18 protein-coding genes and 1 tRNA gene are annotated in these 19,781 nt (G+C 65.5%); 9 read left to right on the top strand and 10 right to left on the bottom strand.

Annotation, left to right across the window (positions count from 1 at the left end):
* Window positions 1–9: 9 nt before the first annotated feature.
* The 3 genes from aspT (A9J21_RS03695) to A9J21_RS03685 all read right to left on the bottom strand — a co-directional run bounded on the left by aspT (A9J21_RS03695) (window position 10) and on the right by A9J21_RS03685 (window position 4,507).
* On the bottom strand, window positions 10–1,695 hold the full coding sequence (aspT, locus tag A9J21_RS03695) for an aspartate-alanine antiporter (protein ID WP_066732027.1): 1,686 nt from the start codon (window positions 1,693–1,695) through the stop codon (window positions 10–12).
* Between the two features lie 79 nt (window positions 1,696–1,774).
* Window positions 1,775–3,478, bottom strand: coding sequence for an aspartate-alanine antiporter (aspT, locus tag A9J21_RS03690; RefSeq protein ID WP_066732025.1), 1,704 nt, complete (start codon window positions 3,476–3,478; stop codon window positions 1,775–1,777).
* A 279-nt stretch (window positions 3,479–3,757) separates the two neighbouring features.
* Window positions 3,758–4,507, bottom strand: a complete 750-nt coding sequence (locus A9J21_RS03685) for a M48 family metallopeptidase (RefSeq protein WP_066732023.1) — start codon at window positions 4,505–4,507, stop codon at window positions 3,758–3,760.
* A 661-nt stretch (window positions 4,508–5,168) separates the two neighbouring features.
* Here A9J21_RS03685 and A9J21_RS03680 point away from each other — a divergent pair.
* A complete protein-coding gene (locus A9J21_RS03680) occupies window positions 5,169–5,939 on the top strand; it encodes a ChbG/HpnK family deacetylase (protein WP_066732022.1) in 771 nt (256 codons plus the stop codon).
* 66 nt (window positions 5,940–6,005) lie between these two features.
* Here A9J21_RS03680 and A9J21_RS03675 read toward each other — a convergent pair.
* Window positions 6,006–6,090, bottom strand: a tRNA-Leu gene (locus A9J21_RS03675).
* 122 nt (window positions 6,091–6,212) lie between these two features.
* Window positions 6,213–6,587, bottom strand: coding sequence for a hypothetical protein (locus A9J21_RS03670; protein WP_066732021.1), 375 nt, complete (start codon window positions 6,585–6,587; stop codon window positions 6,213–6,215).
* A 99-nt stretch (window positions 6,588–6,686) separates the two neighbouring features.
* Between A9J21_RS03670 and A9J21_RS03665 the strand changes: the two genes are divergently transcribed.
* Window positions 6,687–7,625 carry an alpha/beta hydrolase gene (locus tag A9J21_RS03665; RefSeq protein ID WP_066732020.1) on the top strand — a complete coding sequence of 313 codons (939 nt, stop codon included), beginning with the start codon at window positions 6,687–6,689 and terminating at the stop codon, window positions 7,623–7,625.
* An 18-nt stretch (window positions 7,626–7,643) separates the two neighbouring features.
* On the opposite strand, the gene A9J21_RS03660 is transcribed toward A9J21_RS03665, so the two are convergent.
* From A9J21_RS03660 to A9J21_RS03645, 4 genes are all read right to left on the bottom strand, one after another.
* Window positions 7,644–8,516: an NAD(P)-dependent oxidoreductase gene (locus A9J21_RS03660; protein ID WP_066732019.1), complete on the bottom strand. Its 873-nt coding sequence runs from the start codon at window positions 8,514–8,516 to the stop codon at window positions 7,644–7,646.
* Window positions 8,517–8,529: 13 nt separating this feature from the next.
* Window positions 8,530–9,687: an ABC transporter substrate-binding protein gene (locus tag A9J21_RS03655; RefSeq protein WP_066732017.1), complete on the bottom strand. Its 1,158-nt coding sequence runs from the start codon at window positions 9,685–9,687 to the stop codon at window positions 8,530–8,532.
* A 139-nt stretch (window positions 9,688–9,826) separates the two neighbouring features.
* Window positions 9,827–10,987 (bottom strand): class I SAM-dependent methyltransferase, encoded by a 1,161-nt coding sequence (locus A9J21_RS03650; RefSeq protein WP_066732015.1) that lies wholly within the window; start codon window positions 10,985–10,987, stop codon window positions 9,827–9,829.
* 150 nt (window positions 10,988–11,137) lie between these two features.
* Window positions 11,138–12,079 carry a CysB family HTH-type transcriptional regulator gene (locus A9J21_RS03645; RefSeq protein ID WP_066732013.1) on the bottom strand — a complete coding sequence of 314 codons (942 nt, stop codon included), beginning with the start codon at window positions 12,077–12,079 and terminating at the stop codon, window positions 11,138–11,140.
* Between the two features lie 171 nt (window positions 12,080–12,250).
* On the opposite strand from A9J21_RS03645, the gene A9J21_RS03640 reads away from it, so the two are divergent.
* From A9J21_RS03640 to cobA, 7 genes are read left to right on the top strand one after another with little or no spacing between them, the layout of a single operon-like run.
* Complete coding sequence (locus A9J21_RS03640) at window positions 12,251–13,024, top strand: sulfite exporter TauE/SafE family protein (RefSeq protein WP_066732011.1); 774 nt, start codon at window positions 12,251–12,253, stop codon at window positions 13,022–13,024.
* Window positions 13,025–13,055: 31 nt separating this feature from the next.
* The gene (locus tag A9J21_RS03635) at window positions 13,056–14,738 is read left to right on the top strand and encodes a nitrite/sulfite reductase (RefSeq protein WP_066732009.1); all 1,683 of its coding nucleotides are present in this window, start codon (window positions 13,056–13,058) and stop codon (window positions 14,736–14,738) included.
* A 19-nt stretch (window positions 14,739–14,757) separates the two neighbouring features.
* Window positions 14,758–15,345, top strand: a complete 588-nt coding sequence (locus A9J21_RS03630; RefSeq protein WP_066732008.1) for a DUF934 domain-containing protein — start codon at window positions 14,758–14,760, stop codon at window positions 15,343–15,345.
* The gene (locus A9J21_RS03625) at window positions 15,342–16,160 is read left to right on the top strand and encodes a phosphoadenylyl-sulfate reductase (RefSeq protein ID WP_066732006.1); all 819 of its coding nucleotides are present in this window, start codon (window positions 15,342–15,344) and stop codon (window positions 16,158–16,160) included. The genes A9J21_RS03630 and A9J21_RS03625 overlap by 4 nt, the downstream gene beginning before the upstream one ends.
* Window positions 16,161–16,186: 26 nt before the next feature.
* The gene (cysD, locus tag A9J21_RS03620) at window positions 16,187–17,158 is read left to right on the top strand and encodes a sulfate adenylyltransferase subunit CysD (RefSeq protein WP_066732004.1); all 972 of its coding nucleotides are present in this window, start codon (window positions 16,187–16,189) and stop codon (window positions 17,156–17,158) included.
* Window positions 17,159–17,183: 25 nt separating this feature from the next.
* Window positions 17,184–18,488: a sulfate adenylyltransferase subunit 1 gene (locus tag A9J21_RS03615; protein ID WP_066732002.1), complete on the top strand. Its 1,305-nt coding sequence runs from the start codon at window positions 17,184–17,186 to the stop codon at window positions 18,486–18,488.
* Between the two features lie 39 nt (window positions 18,489–18,527).
* Window positions 18,528–19,304, top strand: a complete 777-nt coding sequence (gene cobA / locus A9J21_RS03610) for a uroporphyrinogen-III C-methyltransferase (protein WP_066732000.1) — start codon at window positions 18,528–18,530, stop codon at window positions 19,302–19,304.
* Between the two features lie 65 nt (window positions 19,305–19,369).
* Here cobA and A9J21_RS03605 read toward each other — a convergent pair whose 3' ends face one another.
* Entirely contained in the window at window positions 19,370–19,780 is a 411-nt protein-coding gene (locus tag A9J21_RS03605) for a sirohydrochlorin chelatase (protein WP_066731999.1), read from the bottom strand.
* Window position 19,781: the final 1 nt, after the last annotated feature.

Raw genomic sequence — 19,781 nt, 5'->3', positions numbered from 1 at the left:
GGGTGGGCGTCAGACAAAGCCGACAACAAGGGGGCCCAGCAGTGTCAGCAACACGTTGGCGAGGGCATAGGTGATGGCGAACGGCACGGTCGGCACGGGGCTTTCGGCCTTGTCCAGGATGCCGCCGAACGCCGGGTTGGCACTGCGCGAGCCGGCCAGCGCGCCGGCCAGCAGCGCGGCGTTGTCGTACTTGAGCACGTAGCGGCCGAACAGCATCGTCAGGAACAGCGGCAGCAGCGTGACCACGGCGCCGAGCAGGAAGATCGTCACGCCGCTATGGCGCAGGGTGTCGACGGCCTGCAGCCCCGAGTTGATGCCGACGATCGCCACGAACGCCGCCAGGCCGAAGTCTTTCAGCAGCTGGCAGGCCGCGGTCGGCATCGCGCCATACATGGGATGCTTGGACCGCGCCCAGCCGAACACCAGGCCCGACAGCAGTGCGCCGCCGCCCGCGCCCAGCGTCAGCGGGATCGAACCGATGCGCACCACCAGCAGGCCGATCAGCAGGCCCACCAGCACGCCGGCGCCAAAGTAGACGAAGTCGGTCTTCTCGCTCGGCACCAGTTCATAGCCGGCGCGCTGGGCAGCGCGTTTGGTGTCGGCCGGGGTGCCGTAGAACGTGATGATGTCGCCGTGCTGCAGCTTCAGGTCGGGCAGGATCGGCAACGCGTGGTCGTAGCGCTCGATGCGCTCCAGGTACACGCCGTGACGCATCTCGCGGCTGATATTGGCGACGATCTCGCCCAGCGGCTTGTTGTTCAGGCCCTTGCGCGTGAACACGGCGCGGCGCGTCTGCATGACCATGCCCATGCCATCGGCATCGGCCACTTCCTCGCCAATCACCAGCGCGGTGGGCACCATGGCGTCGCGCCGGCCCACCAGCAGCACCAGGTCACCGGTTTCGAGCACGGTGTCCTGCGTGACGTCGAGCGGCTTGCCGCCGCGCTGGAGCTTCTCCACGGTGACCAGGTCTTCGCCGCCGATCTCGATGTCCTTGACCGTCTTGCCCGCGGCAGTTGTCACGCGGAACAGGCGGCCCACCAGCCGGGGCAGCGCGCCGGCCTGGCCCGGGCCGAACTGCGGCAGGCCGCCGTGCATGGCCGCTTCCACCTTCTTCGAGTCGGACTTCAGGTCTGCTCCCATGAAGCGCGGCAGGATGTTCACGCAGACGATGATGGCGCCCAGCGATCCGAACACGTAGGTCACGGCGTAGCCGATGGCGACATTGGCCTGCAGCGTCTTCACCTGGTCGGGCGGCAGGCCGAGCTTGGTGATGGCGTCGCCGGCCGTGCCGATGATGGCCGATTGCGTCATGCCACCGGCAGCCAGGCCCGCGGCAATCCCCTTGTCGAGGTCGAAGATCTTGGCCAGCACCACCACGGTCACCAGCCCGGCCACGGCCATGAACACGGCCATCGCGATCTCGCGCAGCGAACTGCGGTTCAGCGAGTTGAAGAACTGCGGGCCGCTTTCGTAGCCCACCGCGTAGATGAAGACCGCGAACATCACGGCCTTCACGCCGTTGTCGATCTCCACACCCACCTGGCTGATGATGACCGCCGCGAGCAGAGAGCCGGCGACGCCGCCCAGCTGGAACTTGCCGAGCGTGAGCTTGCCGATGGCATACCCGATCGCCAGCGACAGGAACAGCGCTGACTCGGGCGATTTCTGGAAGATGTCATGCAACCAATCCATAGGGAACTCCTGTAAAGCGTGACACGGGTGACAGGGGCGCATGCGCAGGCACTCGTGGTGCCCGGCATGCGGGGCACAGCTACTGCGGCGCAGATGCCAGCGCGCCGGCCATTGCCACGGCGATCGGGCCGAGCAATGGCAGCAGGACATTGGAGATGGCGTAGGTGATCGTGTAGCCGATAACGGGCGTGCCGTTGCCGGCGGCGTTGGTGAGCGCCATGATCGTGGGGGTGCTGCAATGCTGGCCGGCCACCGCGCCCAGCAGGATAGGCAAGTCGAGCTTCAGCCAGCGATGGCCGATGTACAGCGAGATGGCGGCCGGGATGACTGAGATCAGTACGCCCGCCACAGGCAGGATCAGGCCGAACTTCTGGATCAGCCGCAGCGCGTCGGGGCCGGCCGAGAGGCCCACGGCGGCGATGAACGTTGCCAGCCCGAAGTCCTTGAGGATTTCGGCGGCGGGCGCGGGCAGGGAACCCATCACCGGCAGCCGTGCGCGCAGCCAGCCGAACGCCAGGCCCGATACCAGGCACCCGCCGCCTACGCCCAGCGTCAGGTCGGCCTGGCCCACCTTGACGCTCCACGAGCCGATCAGCATGCCCAGCAGCACGCCGATGCCGAGGAAGACGAAGTCCGTGCGGATCGTGGGGACGACCGGATAGCCCAGCTCTGGCACCACGCGCCGCAGGGCCTGGTCGGGGCCGGACAGCGTGACGACGTCGGCGCGCTCCAGTACGGTCTCGGGCAGGATCGGCACGGCGTGCTGCATGCGCGTGATGCGCGACACATACACGCCGCGCCCCATGCCGACATCCACGCTCTGGCGCAGCCGCGCCAGCGATACGCCGACCACTTCGCGGCGTGTCAGCAGCACCGACTGCTCCGCCTGCACCACGGTATCCATGCCGGGTTCCTCGGGCATCTCGGGGCCCACGGCGGCGGCAAACGGCACCATCGCGTCGCGCCGGCCCACGGCCAGCACGACGTCGCCGGCACGCAGCACTTCCTCGGGCGCGGGCCGGAAGGTATTGCCGTCACGGCGAATGCGCCGGATCGTCACGCCCAGCGCCACGTCGTGTTCGGCTTCCAGGATGGTCTTGCCGGCCATATGGTCCACGCGCAGTACGCGCGCCACGATCAGCGGCAGCGCCGTCATCTGGTTGTCGGCCATGTCGTTCTGGCCGCCCAGCTTCTGCCACAGCTGGGTGGCGGATTCACGTAGATTCTGACGCAGCAGAAATGGCGCCAACTGGCTGGTGAACAGCACGATGGCGATCAGGCCGAACAGGTAGGTCACGCTGTAGGCCGTGACGATATTGGTCTGTAGCACGCGAATGGCATCGGCCGACAGGTCCAGCCGCGCGATGGCCTCGGACGCTGTGCCGATCACTGCCGATTCGGTGGCCGCGCCGGCCAGCAGGCCTGAAGCCGTGCCAGGGTCCAGCCGCAGCAAGGGCACCGCAACTGCCAGCAAGGCCAGCAATACGAACACCTCGACCAGCGACAGCAGGCCGATGCGCCATTCGCGCACCACATTGGCGAAAAACTGAGGGCCGCCCGTAAAGCCGAGCGCAAAGATGAACACGGCGAATGCCACGTTCTTGACATCATTGTCCAGCCGCACACCGCTCTGGCCGATGACCAGCGAGACGATCAGCGTGCCGCAGATACCGCCAAGCTGGAAAGGTCCGAAACGGATCGCGCCCACTGCATGGCCCACGGCCAGTGCCAGGAACAGGGCAATCTCCGGTTGTCCGGCAAGCAGGGCGGAAACGGACTCCATGACGCTGCGCAAGCCTCCCTATGGCTCATGGCAAGCCATGCGGAAGGGTCCGCAGGCGTGAGGCATTATCCGCACGGGCGGTGTTGGCGCGTACTGAAAGCTTTTGAATGCGTATTAAACGCAATCAAACAAACGGCTATGTCTTGGGGGAGGAGGGGGGAGGAGAAGAAGGGGGAGGAAGCCCCTTGCCGCGTGGGTGGCTGGCGGCAAGGGGCGGGGATCGCGTGACAACAGCCTGCGTGCGGCACGGAACGGTGCCGCCGTGCCGGAGGACGGCAATTACTTGCCGCTGTTGATCCGGTCCTGGATATGCCTGGCCCGCGCATCGGAGCCCGGGTGCGAGCTGAGCAGGCCCGACTGTCCGCCATCGAGCTTTGCCAGCTTCTGGAAGGCGGTGACCAGCGCCTGCCGGTTGGCGCCGTTCTTCGTCAGCAGGTTGAACGAGTAGTCGTCCGCCTCGCTTTCCTGGCGTTGCGAGAATTGCGCGTTGATAAAGGTTTCGCCAAGTTCGCCGATCTGCGATGTCGACAGCGCCGTCAGCGTGGCGTAGCCGGTGGAGCCCAGCGCGCCGCGCGCGGCCGCCGTGGTGTAGGCCACCTGCATGGCCTTCTTGGTGTGTCCCAGCGCCACGTGGCCGATTTCGTGGCCTAGCACGCCGCGCACTTCGTCGTCGGTCATCAGGTCCATCAGGCCGCTGTAGACGCGTACACAGCCATTGGCCATGGCCCACGCGTTCACGTCCTTGGTCATGTAGACCTTGGCATCGAGCGGCAGCCCGGTGTTCTGCAGGCCATTCATGATGTTCACCAGCCGTTTGGCGTAGGTGCTGTCCGCCGTGGCTATCGTATTCTTCTTGTCCATGTCGGCACAGGACTGGTCGGACAGCTGCTTGACGTTGGCGTCGCTGAGTGTGGCGGCGCTGAAAAGGCTGCCGCCGGCCTGGCTCAGACTGTTCATGTCGGCGCCGGCACAGCCCGCGAGCAGTGTTGCGCAGCCGATGGCTGCAGCCGTAGCAATATAACGATTCATCTTTCGATTCCCTGATGGTCAGTCGTTGTCATGGAGGCGCAGGCAGCAAGCATAAGCAAGTGATTGCATGGCCGCCAGTAGAGTACGTCTGACAGGGCGGGCGGAGTAAGGTGGCAGCAATGCCGATGGCAAACCAGGAGAGAATCGCGCGCCGGGGTGGGCTGCGATGGCGGTTATGTGTGCGACCGCACATAGCCATGTCGCCAGCGAACGGTTCAAACGGCTGGTCGTGACTAACCTGAGAAAACGTCAGTGGCGCCAATAGCGCGTGCACCATCGGAATCGTCGGTTTGTTCCGGTTGCGCTGTTCGGGCATCTCTGACATATCGGACAAGTGTCCGATTCGTAACATGCGCTGCGACACGCGATGGGTGGGAGCCGGCCAGCTACGAGCGGGACCGCACATAATCTGGCGTTAATCTTGGCGCAAGATACATCCGTGGTAAATCCAGATGTACTGAAAATAGAACAAAAAACTAGAACATTATTGTTGTCGACACTGGGAATTGGCCGGCCGCAAGGCACGAGGGGCATTCATGTTTTGGCGCACTGTGCATCAGGCTCCATTTCCGAATTTCGGCGACCAGCGCACGGGCGACGCGGCAGCGGGCCGCGCCGTGGCTGGTGAAATCACGAAGGGAGAGGACTGGAGAACCGGAACATGCGCAGCCTGATCATCAATGCCGATGACTTCGGCCTTGATCGCGAAACCTTCAATACGACAGTGGACTGCTTCGAGGCTGGACTGCTGACCAGCGCCACGATCATGGTCGGCTGCGACGCGTCTGCGCAGGCGTACGACTTTGCCCGGCAGAACCGCAAGCGCTTTTCGTTCGGACTGCATTTCAACATCGTCGATGGCTTCAGGCCGGTGGCGCCGGAAATCGACACGTCGCTGTGCGACGAGCCCGGTGCCTTTCGCGAAAGTATGGACCAGCGCTACGCGGCCCTGATCGGCATGCTGACCACTACGGACATCCGCCGCGAGTTCCGCCTGCAATTGGAGGAACTGCGAGATCATCACGTGGAGGTGACGCATGTCGACAGCCACGGCCATCTGCACAAATTCCCGAGCGTCATTTATTCGCTGCGCCAGGAAATGCGCCGTGCCGGCCTGACCTGGGTGCGCCGGCCGCAAAACATGTTCCTGAATCCCAACGGCAAACGGCGCATGGTGAACAACGTCTTCATGATCCCGTTCTGGGGAATGATGTACACCGACTACTACTGCGCAGTGGACCAGTGCGACGGCACCTGGGCGAAACGGCTGCCCGAAGTGCTGCCGAACGGGCTAACCGAAGTCTCCGTCCACCCCGGCCGTACCGAAGCATGGCGGCTCAACGAGGCTGCGCCCCTGCTGGCACCACGGGAACTGTCGAAGGCGCTGAAAATGGCAGATATCTCGCTGACACGGTATCGGGCCTGGGTCTGAGGCTCGGGGTACTGGAGACGGGGAAGCTGCTGCGGAAGACGTCCGGATCGGCGTCTCAAGAAAATCTGGTGCCCGGGGTCGGACTCGAACCGACACGCCTTGCGGCGGGGGATTTTGAGTCCCCTGCGTCTACCTGTTTCACCACCCGGGCATGGGCTTGGCGATGGACGGAAATGCACATCGCGCGCTGATGAACCGCCGATTATGCCGCAATTCCACTGCATGGACAACAAGCGCGCGCCCTGATCGGCCCACCGGGCGGGCGCCGATCGCCTAGCGTCCGCGCCGCGCATTGGTGGTGCGGCTGCGGTCAAAGAAGCCGGGCGGTTTGCGGGCGATCCAGCGGATGAAGTCGGCCATGGCCGGGTGGGCGCGAAGGGTGTCCCAGTCGTGATAGATCGTTGCCAGTTCGGCTTCGGAGAAGACCGAATGGATCTTCTGATGGCAGACGCGATGCATGGCGATGACCGCGCGCCCGCCCTGGCTGCGGGGTACGGGGTGGTGCAGGTCGGTGCTGGCGTCGTCGAGCAGCAGCCGTCCGCACAGCGGGCAGCAGGCCGGCCCCGGATCGGCGCCATCGTCGGGGGCAATATCGGGTGGTCCGAGCTGCGGAGCCTTGCCGGCGCGCAGCCGGCGCTTGACGACCATACGCAAATCCGCTGAAAAGAGGGTGCCTTGGCAGTTGCGGTAGGATAGCGCGCAACCGTCCCATGCCGTGTCGCCGCGACCTCACCGGAGCCGAGAGCCATGTCTGCCCAGCCGACCCTCGATGCCACGCCTGCCGCCAGCCTTGCGTCGCTGGCAGCCCTGCCTTCGCAGGACCCCGCCTTCTACGCCCAGGCCTACAACAATCGCGCCAATGTGCCGGACAATGCCGTTCATATGGCGCGCTGGGCGGCGGATTCGGCACTGGTGCGGGCCGGCATGGTGACGTACTTCGAGAACCTGGCCTATGGCGATGCGGATTCGCCGCTTGCCGAGACCGAAACGCTCGACTACTTCCCGGCGGCGCTGCGCGATGACGATGCGCCACCGTTGCTGGTGTTCCTGCACGGCGGCTATTACCGTGCGCTGGACAAGCGCGACCACAGCTTCGTGGCCAGCGTGCCCACGCGTCGCGGCGTGTCGGTGGCCGTGGTCAACTACGCGCTGTGCCCCGCTGTGACCGTGGAGACCATCGTGTGGCAGGTCATGCAGTCGGTGGCGTGGCTGTATCGCGAGGCCGACCGGCTGGGTCACGATCGCAATCGCATGTTCCTGGCTGGGCATTCGGTGGGCGGCCACCTGGTGACGATGCTGATGGCCGCGCTGTGGCCGCAGTTTGCCGACGACCTGCCGTCAGACCTGATCAAGGGCGGACTGTCTATCAGCGGTCTTTACGATCTGGAGCCGCTGCGTCGCGCCGAATTCCTGCAGACCGACCTGCAGCTCAGCGAGACCGATGTGGCGCGCCTGTCGCCGGCCTTCATGGTGCCGGCCACCGGCGCGCCGCTGATTACCGCCGTGGGCGAGCTTGAATCCAGCGAGTACCAGCGTCAGCACGCGCTGATCCGCGCGGCGTGGCCGGGCAACGCGCGCGACGATATCGCGCTGCCGGGCCGCCATCATTTCAACGCCATGGACGATTTGATGCGCGACGACAGCCCGTTGTCGCGTGCGCTGCTGGGGATGATCGCGGGCGTCTAGCCGGCATTCGCCACGCGCTTACTGCTTTTTCAGTTCCAGCACCTTCAGCAGCGACGACGTGTCGTCCTTGCCCCAGCCCTGATCCATCAGTTCGCCCAGCTGGGCGGCCGTGGCGCGCATGGCGGGCAGGTCCAGGCCGATTTCACCGGCGATATCGGCGGCCAGGCCAAAGTCCTTGGCGTGCAGCCGCGATTCGATGCCGGCGGAAAAATCGCGCGACACCATCTTCGGGCCCAGCAGGTCGAGCATGCGGCTGCCGGCAAAACCGGTGGACAGCGCCTGGAAGACCTTGCCGGTATCCACGCCCTGCGCGCCGGCAAAGCGCATCGCCTCGGCAATGCCTTCGATATTGACCACCTGGGCAATCTGGTTGCAGAGCTTGGCGACCTGGCCGGCGCCATGGTCGCCGATATGGGTGATCGTCTTGCCCACGCATTCCAGCAGTGGTCGCACTTTCTCCAGATTCTCGGCCTTGCCGCCGACCATGATTGTCAGCGTGCCAGCCTGTGCGCCGATGGTGCCGCCCGACACCGGGCAGTCGAGCGCCTCGATGCCCCGGGCGGCCAGCGCCTGGGCAATCTCGCGCGTGACGATCGGCGAGATCGTGCTGTGATCCACGCAGATGGTGCCCGGCGCGGCGCCTTCGATCACGCCTTGCTGGCCCAGTAGCACGTCGCGCACGTCTTCCGACGAGGTCACGTTGGTGAAGACGACGGCCGCGCCGCGAGCCGCCTCGGCGGGCGTGAAGAACGGCTCGGCGCCAAGCTGGCGCGCGGCGTCGGCTGCTTCGGGGCGGCGCACGAAGGCGCGTACGGTGTGGCCGGCGCGGATCAGGTGACCGACCATTGGCGCGCCCATTGCGCCCAGGCCGATAAATGCCACGGTAGTCATGAATGCTTCCTTGTTACTTGTCGCCTGCATAGGCGAACTTGCCATTGCGGATGGTGCCCATCACGCGGGCACGCTGGTCAAAACCCTGGTGGTCCTGCGCGCTGAGGTTCAGTACGCCATTGGGCACGGTCAGGTTCCTTGTCGATTCGATGGCGTCGCGCAGTGCGCTGCGGAACGCCGGGGTGCCCGGCTGGGCGCCAGTCTTCAGGGCGCGCCGGCTGGCATCGTCCAGCAGCAGCCAGGCGCCCCAGGCATCGCCGGCGAATTGCGTGACGGTGTCGGCGCCGTACTTCGCTTCATAGCGCTTGACGAAGTCGATCGCCACCTTCTTCGCCGGATGGCTGTCGGGTAGCTCGCGCGCCACCACGACGGGCCCGGTGGGAAACAGCGTCCCTTCCACGTCCTTGCCGCCAATGCGCAGGAAATCCCACGAGGCGATGCCATGCGTCTGATAGATGCTGCCCTTGTAGCCACGCTCGTTGAGCGCCTTCTGTGGCAGCGCGGCCGGCGTGCCCGAGCCAGCGATCAGGATGGCGTCGGGGTTGGCCGCAATCAGCTTGAGCACCTGGCCCGTGACCGAAGTGTCCATGCGGCCGAAGCGCTCCTGCGCCACCACCCGCAGGTGTCGCATTTCGGCCATTTTCGAGAATTCGCGCCACCAGCTTTCGCCATAGGCGTCGTTGAAGCCGATAAAGCCAACGGTCTTCACGCCGTGGTTGACCATGTATTCGGTCAGCAGCGTTGCCATCAGCGCGTCGTTCTGCGGCATCTTGAAGGCCCAGCGGCGGCGCGTATCGGCCTGCGGTTCGACGACGCTGGCGGACGCGGCCAGCGCCACCATTGGCGTGCCGGTCTCGGAGAGCGCATCGAGCGCGGCAATCGCATTCGGCGTGATGTTCGGGCCGACGATCACATCGACCTTGTTTTCGGCGATGAACTTGCGCACGTTGCGCACCGCGACGGCCGGGTCGGTGCCGTCGTCCAGCACGATGTACTGGGCACGCTGGCCGCCCAGCGTCTGCGGCCACAACTGCACGGTATTGGTCGACGGAATGCCGATGGCCGCGGCGGAGCCTGTCAGCGACAGGTCGACCCCGACGCGAATATCGGCGCGCGCGGCACCGATCAGGCACATCGACATCACAGGCAGCAGCAACTGACGCAGGCGCATGGACAACCTCCGGAACATGACAGCATGACAGCGGTGGAAGAAAAAATGCCGATCTGGCGCTTGGTTCGGGGCCCGGCTTCGCGCCCCTTATTTCACGCCCTTGCTTCCCGACGTTACTTCTTGACCTTACTTCTTGACCTTACTTCGCGGCCAGTCGCCATAGCGACGTGACCTCGGCCTTGCGCGCGGCGAACAGCGGATCCTCGGCGTCAGTGGCCTTGGGGTGCCGTGGCCGGATATCGGAGCGGCCCAGAACCTTGAGCCCCGCCGCATCGATCCAGCCTAGCAGTTCGTCGCGCGAACGCAGGCCCAGATGTTCGGCAAAGTCGGACAGGATCAGCCAGCCCTGGCCGCCCGGCTCCAGATGCGCGGCCAGGCCGTTCAGGAAGCCACGCAGCATGCGGCTGTCGGGGTCGAACACCGCATGCTCGATCGGCGAGCTTGGCCGTGCCGGCACCCAGGGAGGGTTGCAGACCACCAGTGGGGCGCGGCCTTCGGGGAACAGGTCGGCGGCGATGATCTCGACCTGCTTTGCCAGGCCAAGCCGGTCGATGTTCTCGCGTGCGCAGCCCAGCGCGCGCGGGTCCTGGTCGGTGCCCACCACGCGCTTCACGCCGCGCTGGGCCAGCAGGGCGGCCAGCACGCCGGTGCCGGCGCCGATGTCGAAGGCCAGTGCCGTGGATGGCAGCGCTTCCCTGGCTACCAGCTCGATGTATTCGCCGCGTACCGGCGAGAACACGCCGTACCACGGATGGATGCGCTCGCCCAGCACCGGGATCTCGACACCCTTCCTGCGCCACTCGTAGGCGCCGATCAGGCCCAGCAGTTCCCGCATCGACGCCACGTAGGGGCCGTCGCTCTTGCCATAGACCTGTTCGCAGGCTTCATGCACGTCGGGCGCGCGGCGCAGCGGCACCACATGGCCGGCCTCGAACGGCAGCAGCAGCATGCCCAGTGTACGGGCACGTTGCGACTGCGCCAGCCGGTGCTTGTGGAACGACTCGGTCAGGCTGGCCGGCGCCTTGGTGGCGCTGCGCGCCTTGGTGGCGCTGCGCGCCTTGCGCTGGGGTTTGCGGTCCACGCGGCGCGCCATGGCCTGCAGCAGCTGGCGGGCATTCTGGAAATCACCGCGCCAGAGCAGGGCGGTGCCCTCGCTGGCAAGACGGTAGGCCGTATCGGCCGGGGTCTGGTCGTCGGCAATCACCACGCGTTTCGGCGGCGGCAGACCGGCCTCGGAACGCCACGGCGCGCTGCGCTCGGCGCCATCTTCGGTCCAGTGGATGGTGGGCAGGGTGTCCATCGTTTACTTATATAGGTAGGGTTCTCGCGCCCCGCGAGAGGGCGCCAGGAATATGAAGCCAGGCGATTCTGGCTGGACGCGCGACGGCAGGCAGTACAAGTGGTACGGCAAAGTCGCGCAACGACGCCAGAATCATCCTGTCAGTGTCTTTTACAGCTCGTAAGCCTCGTGGTCGCCGGACATCGCTTGCTCGACGAGCTTGCGATTCAGCGTCGGCGAGAACAGTTCGATGAAGGTATAGACGAAGCTGCGCAGATAGGCACCCTGCTTGACGGCCAGATGGGTCACATTGGTGCCGAACAGGTGGCCGGCAGGGATGCCGCGCAGGTTGCGGTCGCGCTCGGCGTCGAAGGCCAGGCCGGCCACGATGCCGATACCCAGGCCGACCTCCACGTAGGTCTTGATCACGTCGGCATCGATGGCTTCGAGCACGATGTCCGCCTCCAGGTGACGCAACGCGAACGCCTTGTCGATCTTCGGCCGGCCGGCGAAATTCACGTCGTACGTGATCAGCGGGTAGCCGGCCAGGTCCTCCAGCGTCAGGTGCTTTTTTTCCAGCAACGGGTGATCAGGTGGCGTAATCACCATATGTTGCCATTGATGACCCGGCAGCGACACCAGTGCCTTGTCGCTGGAGATGCCTTCAGTGGCGATACCGATATCGGCCTGGTCGTGCAGGATCATGTCGGCGATCTGCGCCGGCGTGCCCTGCTGGATCGACAGCCGCACCTTCGGGTAGCGCTTGGTGAACTCGGCAATCACCCGCGGCAGCGCATAGCGGGCCTGGGTGTGCGTGGTGGCGATGGTGAAGTTGCCCTGGTCCTGCGCGGCGTAGTCCTTGCCCACGCGCTTCAGGCTTTCCACCTCCTGCAGGATCTTTTCCACCGACATCAGGATGCGCCGGCCCGGCTCCGTGAGGCTCCGGATGCGCTTGCCGTGGCGGGTGAAGATATCGACACCCAGTTCTTCCTCCAGCTCGATAATCGCCTTGGAAACGCCTGGTTGTGATGTATAGAGCGCTTTTGCAGCCTCTGTCAGGTTGAAATTCTGGCGGACGGCCTCGCGCACGAAGCGAAACTGGTGAAGATTCATATAACTTCGCTCGTATAAACAAACAACTTCTTATTAGTTTGAGATATGAGGCGAGTTTATTACGATTCTCGAACTTTGTTAAACGTTCGCCTGCCCGAATTGCGTCTGCGCCCGGCCTGAAAAGGTGGTGCCGGCACCACCGGAGCAAAAGGCGTAGTCGAGAAGCCCCCAATGTCCCTTGCCTATACCGTTTCCGGTCTGCTGGTAGGTCTCCTGGTCGGTCTGACCGGGGTAGGCGGGGGTTCGCTCATGACGCCGCTTCTGACGCTGCTGTTCGGCTTTTCGCCGGCCACGGCGGTCGGTACCGACCTGGCGTTCGCTTCCATTACCAAGGGTTTCGGCACCATCGCCCATCGCGCACACGGCCATGTGCAGTGGCAGGTGGTGCGCCGCCTGTGCCTGGGCAGCCTGCCCGCCGCGCTGGCCGCCATCCTGGTGCTCAAGAGCGCCGGCGAACTCAATGCCCAGTGGCTGCACGCGATTCGCGTGACGATTGGCGTGTCGGTGCTGCTGACCGTGCTGTCGCTGCTGTTCCGCAAGCAGATGCTGGCGTGGCTGGAACGCAACCCGCGCTTCCAGCTGGAAGGCCGCGCGCAGGTGGTGGCAACGGTCATCGTCGGCGCCGTGATCGGCGTGCTGGTCACCGTGTCGTCGATTGGCGCCGGTGCCGTTGGCGCCACATTGATCCTGCTGCTGTATCCCCATATGAAGCCGGCCGAAGTGGCTGGCACCGATATCGCCTACGCCGTGCCACTCACGGCCGTGGCCGGGCTGGGCCACGTGTGGCTTGGCACCGTCGACTGGAATTTGTTGCTGGCGCTGCTGGTGGGCTCGATCCCCGGCATCTGGCTCGGTGCGCAACTGTCGCGGGCGCTGCCCGAACGGCTTGTGCGCGCCGCACTGGCGACGACGCTGACCCTCGTCGCCATCAAGCTCGTTTCCTAAGCATTCACCGAATACTGAACGGACCCACACCATGTATCAGTACGATCAATACGACCAGCGCATCGTCCAGGAACGTGTCGCGCAATTCCGCGACCAGGTGCGCCGCCGCCTGTCGGACGAACTGACCGAGGAAGAATTCCTGCCGCTGCGCCTGCAGAACGGCCTGTACATGCAGCGCCACGCGTACATGCTGCGCGTAGCCATTCCGTACGGCCTGCTGGCCTCGAAGCAGCTGCGCATGCTGGGCCACATCGCCCGCGAGTACGACCGTGGCTATGGCCATTTCTCCACGCGCCAGAACATCCAGTACAACTGGATGGACCTGGAGCGCGTGCCCGACGTGCTGGCGGACCTGGCCAGCGTCGAGATGCACGGCATCCAGACCTCGGGCAACTGCGTGCGCAACATCACCACCGACCAGTTTGCCGGGGTGGCGCCGGACGAGTCGGTAGACCCGCGCGTGCTGGCCGAACTGCTGCGCCAGTGGAGCACGTTCCAGCCCGAATTCGCGTTCCTGCCGCGCAAGTTCAAGATCGCGATCTCGGCCACCAAGGATGACCGCGCCGTGGTGCAGATGCACGACATCGGCATCTATGCGTACAAGAACGCAGAGGGCGAGACGCGCCTGCGCATCCTGGCCGGTGGCGGCCTGGGCCGTACGCCGATCCTGGGCACGATCATCAAGGAAGACCTGCCGTGGCAGCACATGCTGACCTACGTGGAGTCTGCCATCCGCGTGTACAACCGCTACGGCCGTCGCGACAACAAGTACAAGGCCCGCATCAAGATCCTGGTGAAGGCCATCGGCGCCGAGAAGTTCGCCGCCGAAGTGGAAGAAGAGTGGAAGTTCAGCAAGGACGGTCCCGGCACGCTGACGCAGGCCGAGTTCGACCGCGTGGCGCAGTACTTCGCGCCGCCGGCCTACGAAAAGCTGGCCGACACCGACGCATCGTTCGAAAAGCACCTGCTCGAGAACAAGGCATTCGCACGCTGGGTCAGCCGCAACGTGCGCGCGCACCGCGTGCCGGGCTACGCATCGGTCACGCTGTCGACCAAGCCGGGCCCCGTGTCGCCTCCGGGTGACGCCACGGCCGAGCAGATGGAAGCGGTGGCCGACTTCGCCGACCGCTACGGCTTTGGCGAACTGCGCGTGGCGCACGAGCAGAACCTGGTGCTGCCGGACGTGAAGAAGCACGACCTGTTCGCGCTGTGGGAAGAGGCAAGAAAGGCTGGCCTGGCAACGGCCAATATCGGCCTGCTGACCGACATCATCGCCTGCCCGGGCGGCGACTTCTGCTCGCTGGCGAATGCCAAGTCGATTCCGATTGCGCTGGGAATCCAGGAACGCTTCGACGACCTCGACTATGTCTATGACCTGGGCGAAGTGTCGCTGAACATCTCCGGCTGCATCAACGCCTGCGGCCACCACCATGTGGGCAACATCGGCGTGCTCGGCGTCGACAAGGACGGCTCGGAGTGGTACCAGGTCACGCTGGGTGGCGCCCAGGGCAACGACTCGGCGATTGGCAAGGTGATTGGCCCGTCGTTCAGCGCCGAGGAAATGCCCGAAGTGGTGACCCGCATCATCGACACGTTCGTGGCCAACCGTGCCGGCGACGAGCGCTTCATCGAAACGTTTGCCCGTATCGGCATCGCCCCGTTCAAGGAGCGCGTGTACGCCGACAAGCAGCGTGAAGAGCGCGCCGAAGCCTGACGAACGAGAGACATTGAACATGGCAAAGATCATTCAACTGCAACGCGACGACGCAGGCCAATTCCGTCCCGTCATCGTGGAAGACAACTGGACCGTGCTGCGCGCGACCGAGGAACAGCCGCTGGACGAAGCCCGCATTGCCGCCGTGGCAAAGGGCACCGACGCCGTGCTGTTCCCGCTGTCGGTGTGGAAGGCCCATGAGGCACTGCTGGCTGGCCGCGACAAGGCCATCACCGGCGTGTGGCTGGCGCCGGAAGACGAGCCGGGCGATGCCGAGGCGCTGTTTGACCGCGTGTCGGCCGTGGCCGTCGATTTCCCGGTGTTCCGCGATGGCCGCGGCTTCTCCTCGGCCTACCTGCTGCGCACCCGCTACCACTGGGCCGGCCAGCTGCGCGCCATCGGCGACGTGCTGCGCGACCAGCTGAACTTCATGAAGCGCTGCGGCTTCGATACGTTCGCCGTGCGTGCGGACAAGAACATCGAGGACGCCATCAAGGGCTTTACCGAGTTCACCGTGGCCTACCAGGCGTCGGTGGACGAGCCGCTGCCGCTGTTCCGCCGTGCACGCGCCGACGTGACCGACGCAACGGCCCGGGGCGCGGCATGAGCTCCGTGATTTCCGAAATCCCCGTGGTCGATGAATCGGCTTCGCTGTCGGGTTCGATTTCGTCCCTGCGCCCCCCAGCGCTGTGGACGAAGCCCGAGTACACGGGTTCGGTCGAGGCGCTCGAAGCCAAGGAGCGCGAGCTGGCCGAGCGTCTGTCGGGCATCGCCGCACGCTTCTTCCGCGCGCGCTTTGCCACGAGCCTGGCTGCCGAAGACATGGTGCTGACCGACGCGATCCTGCGCGGCGGCGAAGCGGTGCGCGCCGGCATCCGCGTGTTCACGCTGAACACGGGCCGCCTGCACGCCGAGACGCTGGCCGTGCTGGACCAGGTGAAGGACCACTACGGCTACTCGGTCGAGCAGTTCACGCCCGACCAGGAAGCGGTGGACAACTACCTGCGCAACCATGGCCTGAACGCGTTCTACGACAGCGTGGACCTGCGCAAGAGCTGCTGCGGCATCCGCAAGGTGGAACCGCTGAACCGCGCGCTGTCGCACGCCGACGCCTGGATGACCGGCCAGCGCCGCGAACAGGCCGTGACGCGCGCCGAGCTGCCGTTCGAGGAAATGGACGACGCACGCGGCATTCCCAAGTTCAATCCGCTGGCGGACTGGACCGAGGCCGAAGTGTGGGCCTACCTGACGCGCCACAACGTGCCCGTCAACGCGCTGCACGCCAAGGGCTACCCCAGCATTGGCTGCGAGCCGTGTACACGGGCGGTGAAGGCCGGCGAGGACGTCCGCGCGGGCCGGTGGTGGTGGGAAAGCCGGGATTCGAAAGAGTGCGGGCTCCACGAACAGAACATCAAGCACTGAACAGAATTAGCAGAGGCCAGAACGACATGGGCATCATGAACGACATCGCAGACGCAGGCGTGGCCGCCAACGTGGAACACCTGCTGCAGGTCCAGAACGACCACCTCGACCGGCTCGAAGCCGAGTCGATCTACATCATCCGCGAGGTGGTGGCCGAGTGCCGCAACCCGGCGCTGCTGTTCTCAGGCGGCAAGGATTCGATCGTCATGCTGCACCTGGCGCTGAAGGCCTTCCGCCTGGGCGACCGCAAGGTGGAGCTGCCGTTCCCGCTGGTGCATATCGACACCGGCCACAACTACCCGGAAGTGATCACGTTCCGTGACCAGCGCGTGGCCGAACTGGGCGCGCGCCTGGTGGTGGGCCATGTGGAAGACTCGATCAAGCGCGGCACCGTGCGCCTGCGCAAGGAAACCGACTCGCGCAACGCCGCACAGGCCGTGACGTTGCTGGAAACCATCGAGGCGCACAAGTTCGACGCACTGATGGGCGGCGCCCGCCGCGACGAAGAGAAGGCCCGCGCCAAGGAGCGGATCTTCTCGTTCCGCGACGAGTTCGGCCAGTGGGACCCGAAGGCCCAGCGCCCGGAACTGTGGAGCCTGTACAACGCCCGCATGGCGCAGGGCGAACAGATGCGCGTGTTCCCGATCTCGAACTGGACCGAGCTGGATGTGTGGCAGTACATCGCCCGCGAAAACCTGGCGCTGCCGCCGATCTACTACGCGCACCAGCGCGAAGTGGTGCGCAAGAACGGGCTGCTGGTGCCGGTGACGCCGATCACGCCGAAGCAGGACGGTGACGTCAGCGAAGTGATGTCGGTGCGCTTCCGTACCGTGGGCGACATCAGCTGCACCTGCCCGGTTGCCAGCGTTGCCGCATCGCCGGTGGAGATCATCGCCGAGACCGCGGTGACCGAGATCACCGAGCGCGGCGCCACGCGCATGGATGACCAGACGAGCGAGGCCTCCATGGAGCGCCGCAAGAAGGAAGGCTACTTCTAAGCCGACGCAGCAGAGGAATACGACAATGTCTCACCAATCCCAACACCAAGGCCTGCTGCGTTTCATCACCGCGGGTTCCGTCGATGATGGCAAGAGCACGCTGATCGGCCGCCTGCTGTTCGACAGCAAGGCCGTGCTGTCCGACCAGCTGGCCGCGCTGGCCAACGCCAAGAACAAGCGCACTGCCGGCGAGGAAATCGATTTCTCGCTGCTGACCGACGGCCTGGAAGCCGAGCGCGAACAGGGCATCACGATCGATGTGGCGTATCGCTATTTCTCCACGGCGCGCCGCAAGTTCATCATCGCCGACACGCCGGGCCACGAGCAGTACACGCGCAACATGGTTACGGGCGCCTCGACCGCCCACGCGGCCATCGTGCTGGTGGACGCCACGCGCGTCACGGTCACCAATGGCCGTGCCGAACTGCTGGCCCAGACCAAGCGCCATTCGGCGATCCTGAAGCTGCTGGAACTGCAGCACGTGATCGTGGCCGTGAACAAGATGGACCTGGTCGAATACAGCGAACAGCGTTTCAATGAAATCCGCACGGCCTACGGCGAGCTGGCCGAGCAGCTGGGGCTGAAGGATGTGACGTACGTGCCGGTGTCGGCGCTGCGCGGCGACAACATCGTACACGCCAGCGACGCCATGCCGTGGTACCAGGGCGAGCCGCTGCTGCCGCTGCTGGAAGCCCTGCCGGTGGATGACGTGGCCCCCGAGGGCGATGCCGCGCTGCGTTTCCCGGTGCAGCTGGTGGTGCGCCAGGACGGCTCTGCCGCCGATGATTTCCGGGGCTACGCCGGCCGCGTGGAAGCCGGTACCGTGCGCGTGGGCCAGAAGCTGCGCGTGCTGCCGGCCAACCGCGAAGCCGTGGTGGCCGAGGTGCTGACGCCCAATGGTTCGGCCGATTCGGCCAATGCCGGCGACACGGTGACCGTGCGCCTGGCCGAAGACGTCGATGTTTCGCGCGGCGACATGTTCGTGGCCGTCGATGCCCCGGCAGCATCGGCCAGGAAGCTGACGGCCGACCTGTGCTGGTTCGACGACGAATCGCTGAACCCGTCGCGCAAGTACGTGCTCAAGCACACCACCGCCAGCGTGTTCGCGCGCGTGTCGACGGTGGATCGCGTGCTGGACGTGCATACGCTGTCGCACGAGACCGGCCGCCACGAGATCAACCTGAACGACATCGGTTCGGTGCAGCTCTCGCTGCAGAAGCCTATCGTCTGCGACACGTATGGCGACAACCCCGCCACGGGCGCCTTCGTGCTGATCGACGAAGCCACCAACCATACGGTGGCGGCGGGCATGATCCGTGCGTATGCCTGATATCGTCCAGCCTGGACAGATCGGATAACGGTGGCAAAGATGAACGCGCAGAAGGCAACGTCGACCGGCAAGGTGTACCTGATTGGTGCAGGCCCCGGTGCGGCCGACCTCATTACGGTGCGTGGCGCACGGCTGTTGGGCGAGGCCCAGGTCGTGCTGCACGACGCGCTGGTGTCGCCCGAGATGCTGGCCTGGTGTCCGCAGGCCGAGCTGATCGAGGTGGGCAAGCGCTGCGGCCAGCGATCGACCGCGCAACTGTTCATCAACCGCCAGATCGTCGACCTGGCAAGCAAGTACGAGCGCGTGGTGCGCCTGAAGGGCGGCGATCCGATGCTGTTCGGCCGTGCCGACGAGGAATTGCAGGCGCTGGAGGCGGCTGGCATCGAGTATGAAGTGGTGCCGGGCATTACCGCCGCCCTGGCGGCGGCCAGCGCCATTGCACGGCCGCTGACCAAGCGCGGCGTATCGCGCAGCGTGGCGTTTGCCACCCAGGCCAAGGCAGCCGATGCGATCGACGTCGAGGCTGACGTCAAGGCCGACACCATCGTCTATTACATGGGCCGCGACCAGGCGGCCAATATTGCCGCGCAGCTGATGGCGCGCGGCAAGCCGGCATCCACGCCCGCCTGGGTGGTGGAGGCGGCAACCACGTCAAACCAGCGCAGCCGGCAGTTCACGCTGCGCCAGATGGCGGCGGGCGAGGCGGCGCGCTGGATGGATCCGGTACAGCCGAGCCTGCTGATGATTGGCGAGGCGTTGGGAACCCGCGCAACCGAGCGTGTCGAAGAGCACGCGCAGGACGAGCGGGCGGCGTGAGGGGTAGCAGTAGATAGCAAAAAGGCCAGGAAGCGATTCCTGGCCTTTTTCGTTCGGGTTGTCCTTCAATGGCTGCCGGTGGGCCCGGCCGATGGGCCCGAGGAGGCCGCCTGCGCGCAATAGGCCGCAATGGCATCGAGCACGCTGTCGATCTCGCCCACTGCGGTAGCGGCCTCGATCCGCACGCCGGGATGCTTCGCCCGGCATTCGTCGATCAGCAACGGGAAGTCTCGCCGCAGATGGCCGCCCTGGCCAAAGAAGACCGGCACCACGGTCATCGTGCCGACGCCAGCGCCGGCCAGTTCGTCAATGGTTTCCGCCAGCGACGGCGCCATCAATTCCAGAAAGGCCAGCCGGATCGCACAACCGGGCAGCAGCGCCGAAAGCCTGGCGTGCAACCGGTCGAACGGCTCGCGCCAGCGGGCGTCGCGGGCGCCGTGGCCAAACAGGACGATGGCTTTCCTGGGCGCGGTCATC

This window comes from Cupriavidus sp. D384 (assembly GCF_001652915.1).
In the GTDB taxonomy this organism is placed as follows: domain Bacteria; phylum Pseudomonadota; class Gammaproteobacteria; order Burkholderiales; family Burkholderiaceae; genus Cupriavidus.
The sequence above is the reverse complement of the archived record's forward strand: the minus strand, read 5'-3'. Positions and strand labels throughout refer to the sequence as shown.

What these genes read in the sequence shown, in the direction of transcription:
- aspT (WP_066732027.1), bottom strand. Translation starts at nt 1,695, where the DNA reads ATGGATTGGTTGCATGACATCTTCCAGAAATCGCCCGAGTCAGCGCTG.
- aspT (WP_066732025.1), bottom strand. Translation starts at nt 3,478, where the DNA reads ATGGAGTCCGTTTCCGCCCTGCTTGCCGGACAACCGGAGATTGCCCTG.
- A9J21_RS03685 (WP_066732023.1), bottom strand. Translation starts at nt 4,507, where the DNA reads ATGAATCGTTATATTGCTACGGCTGCAGCCATCGGCTGCGCAACACTG.
- A9J21_RS03680 (WP_066732022.1), top strand. Translation starts at nt 5,169, where the DNA reads ATGCGCAGCCTGATCATCAATGCCGATGACTTCGGCCTTGATCGCGAA.
- A9J21_RS03670 (WP_066732021.1), bottom strand. Translation starts at nt 6,587, where the DNA reads ATGGTCGTCAAGCGCCGGCTGCGCGCCGGCAAGGCTCCGCAGCTCGGA.
- A9J21_RS03665 (WP_066732020.1), top strand. Translation starts at nt 6,687, where the DNA reads ATGTCTGCCCAGCCGACCCTCGATGCCACGCCTGCCGCCAGCCTTGCG.
- A9J21_RS03660 (WP_066732019.1), bottom strand. Translation starts at nt 8,516, where the DNA reads ATGACTACCGTGGCATTTATCGGCCTGGGCGCAATGGGCGCGCCAATG.
- A9J21_RS03655 (WP_066732017.1), bottom strand. Translation starts at nt 9,687, where the DNA reads ATGCGCCTGCGTCAGTTGCTGCTGCCTGTGATGTCGATGTGCCTGATC.
- A9J21_RS03650 (WP_066732015.1), bottom strand. Translation starts at nt 10,987, where the DNA reads ATGGACACCCTGCCCACCATCCACTGGACCGAAGATGGCGCCGAGCGC.
- A9J21_RS03645 (WP_066732013.1), bottom strand. Translation starts at nt 12,079, where the DNA reads ATGAATCTTCACCAGTTTCGCTTCGTGCGCGAGGCCGTCCGCCAGAAT.
- A9J21_RS03640 (WP_066732011.1), top strand. Translation starts at nt 12,251, where the DNA reads ATGTCCCTTGCCTATACCGTTTCCGGTCTGCTGGTAGGTCTCCTGGTC.
- A9J21_RS03635 (WP_066732009.1), top strand. Translation starts at nt 13,056, where the DNA reads ATGTATCAGTACGATCAATACGACCAGCGCATCGTCCAGGAACGTGTC.
- A9J21_RS03630 (WP_066732008.1), top strand. Translation starts at nt 14,758, where the DNA reads ATGGCAAAGATCATTCAACTGCAACGCGACGACGCAGGCCAATTCCGT.
- A9J21_RS03625 (WP_066732006.1), top strand. Translation starts at nt 15,342, where the DNA reads ATGAGCTCCGTGATTTCCGAAATCCCCGTGGTCGATGAATCGGCTTCG.
- cysD (WP_066732004.1), top strand. Translation starts at nt 16,187, where the DNA reads ATGGGCATCATGAACGACATCGCAGACGCAGGCGTGGCCGCCAACGTG.
- A9J21_RS03615 (WP_066732002.1), top strand. Translation starts at nt 17,184, where the DNA reads ATGTCTCACCAATCCCAACACCAAGGCCTGCTGCGTTTCATCACCGCG.
- cobA (WP_066732000.1), top strand. Translation starts at nt 18,528, where the DNA reads ATGAACGCGCAGAAGGCAACGTCGACCGGCAAGGTGTACCTGATTGGT.
- A9J21_RS03605 (WP_066731999.1), bottom strand. Translation starts at nt 19,780, where the DNA reads ATGACCGCGCCCAGGAAAGCCATCGTCCTGTTTGGCCACGGCGCCCGC.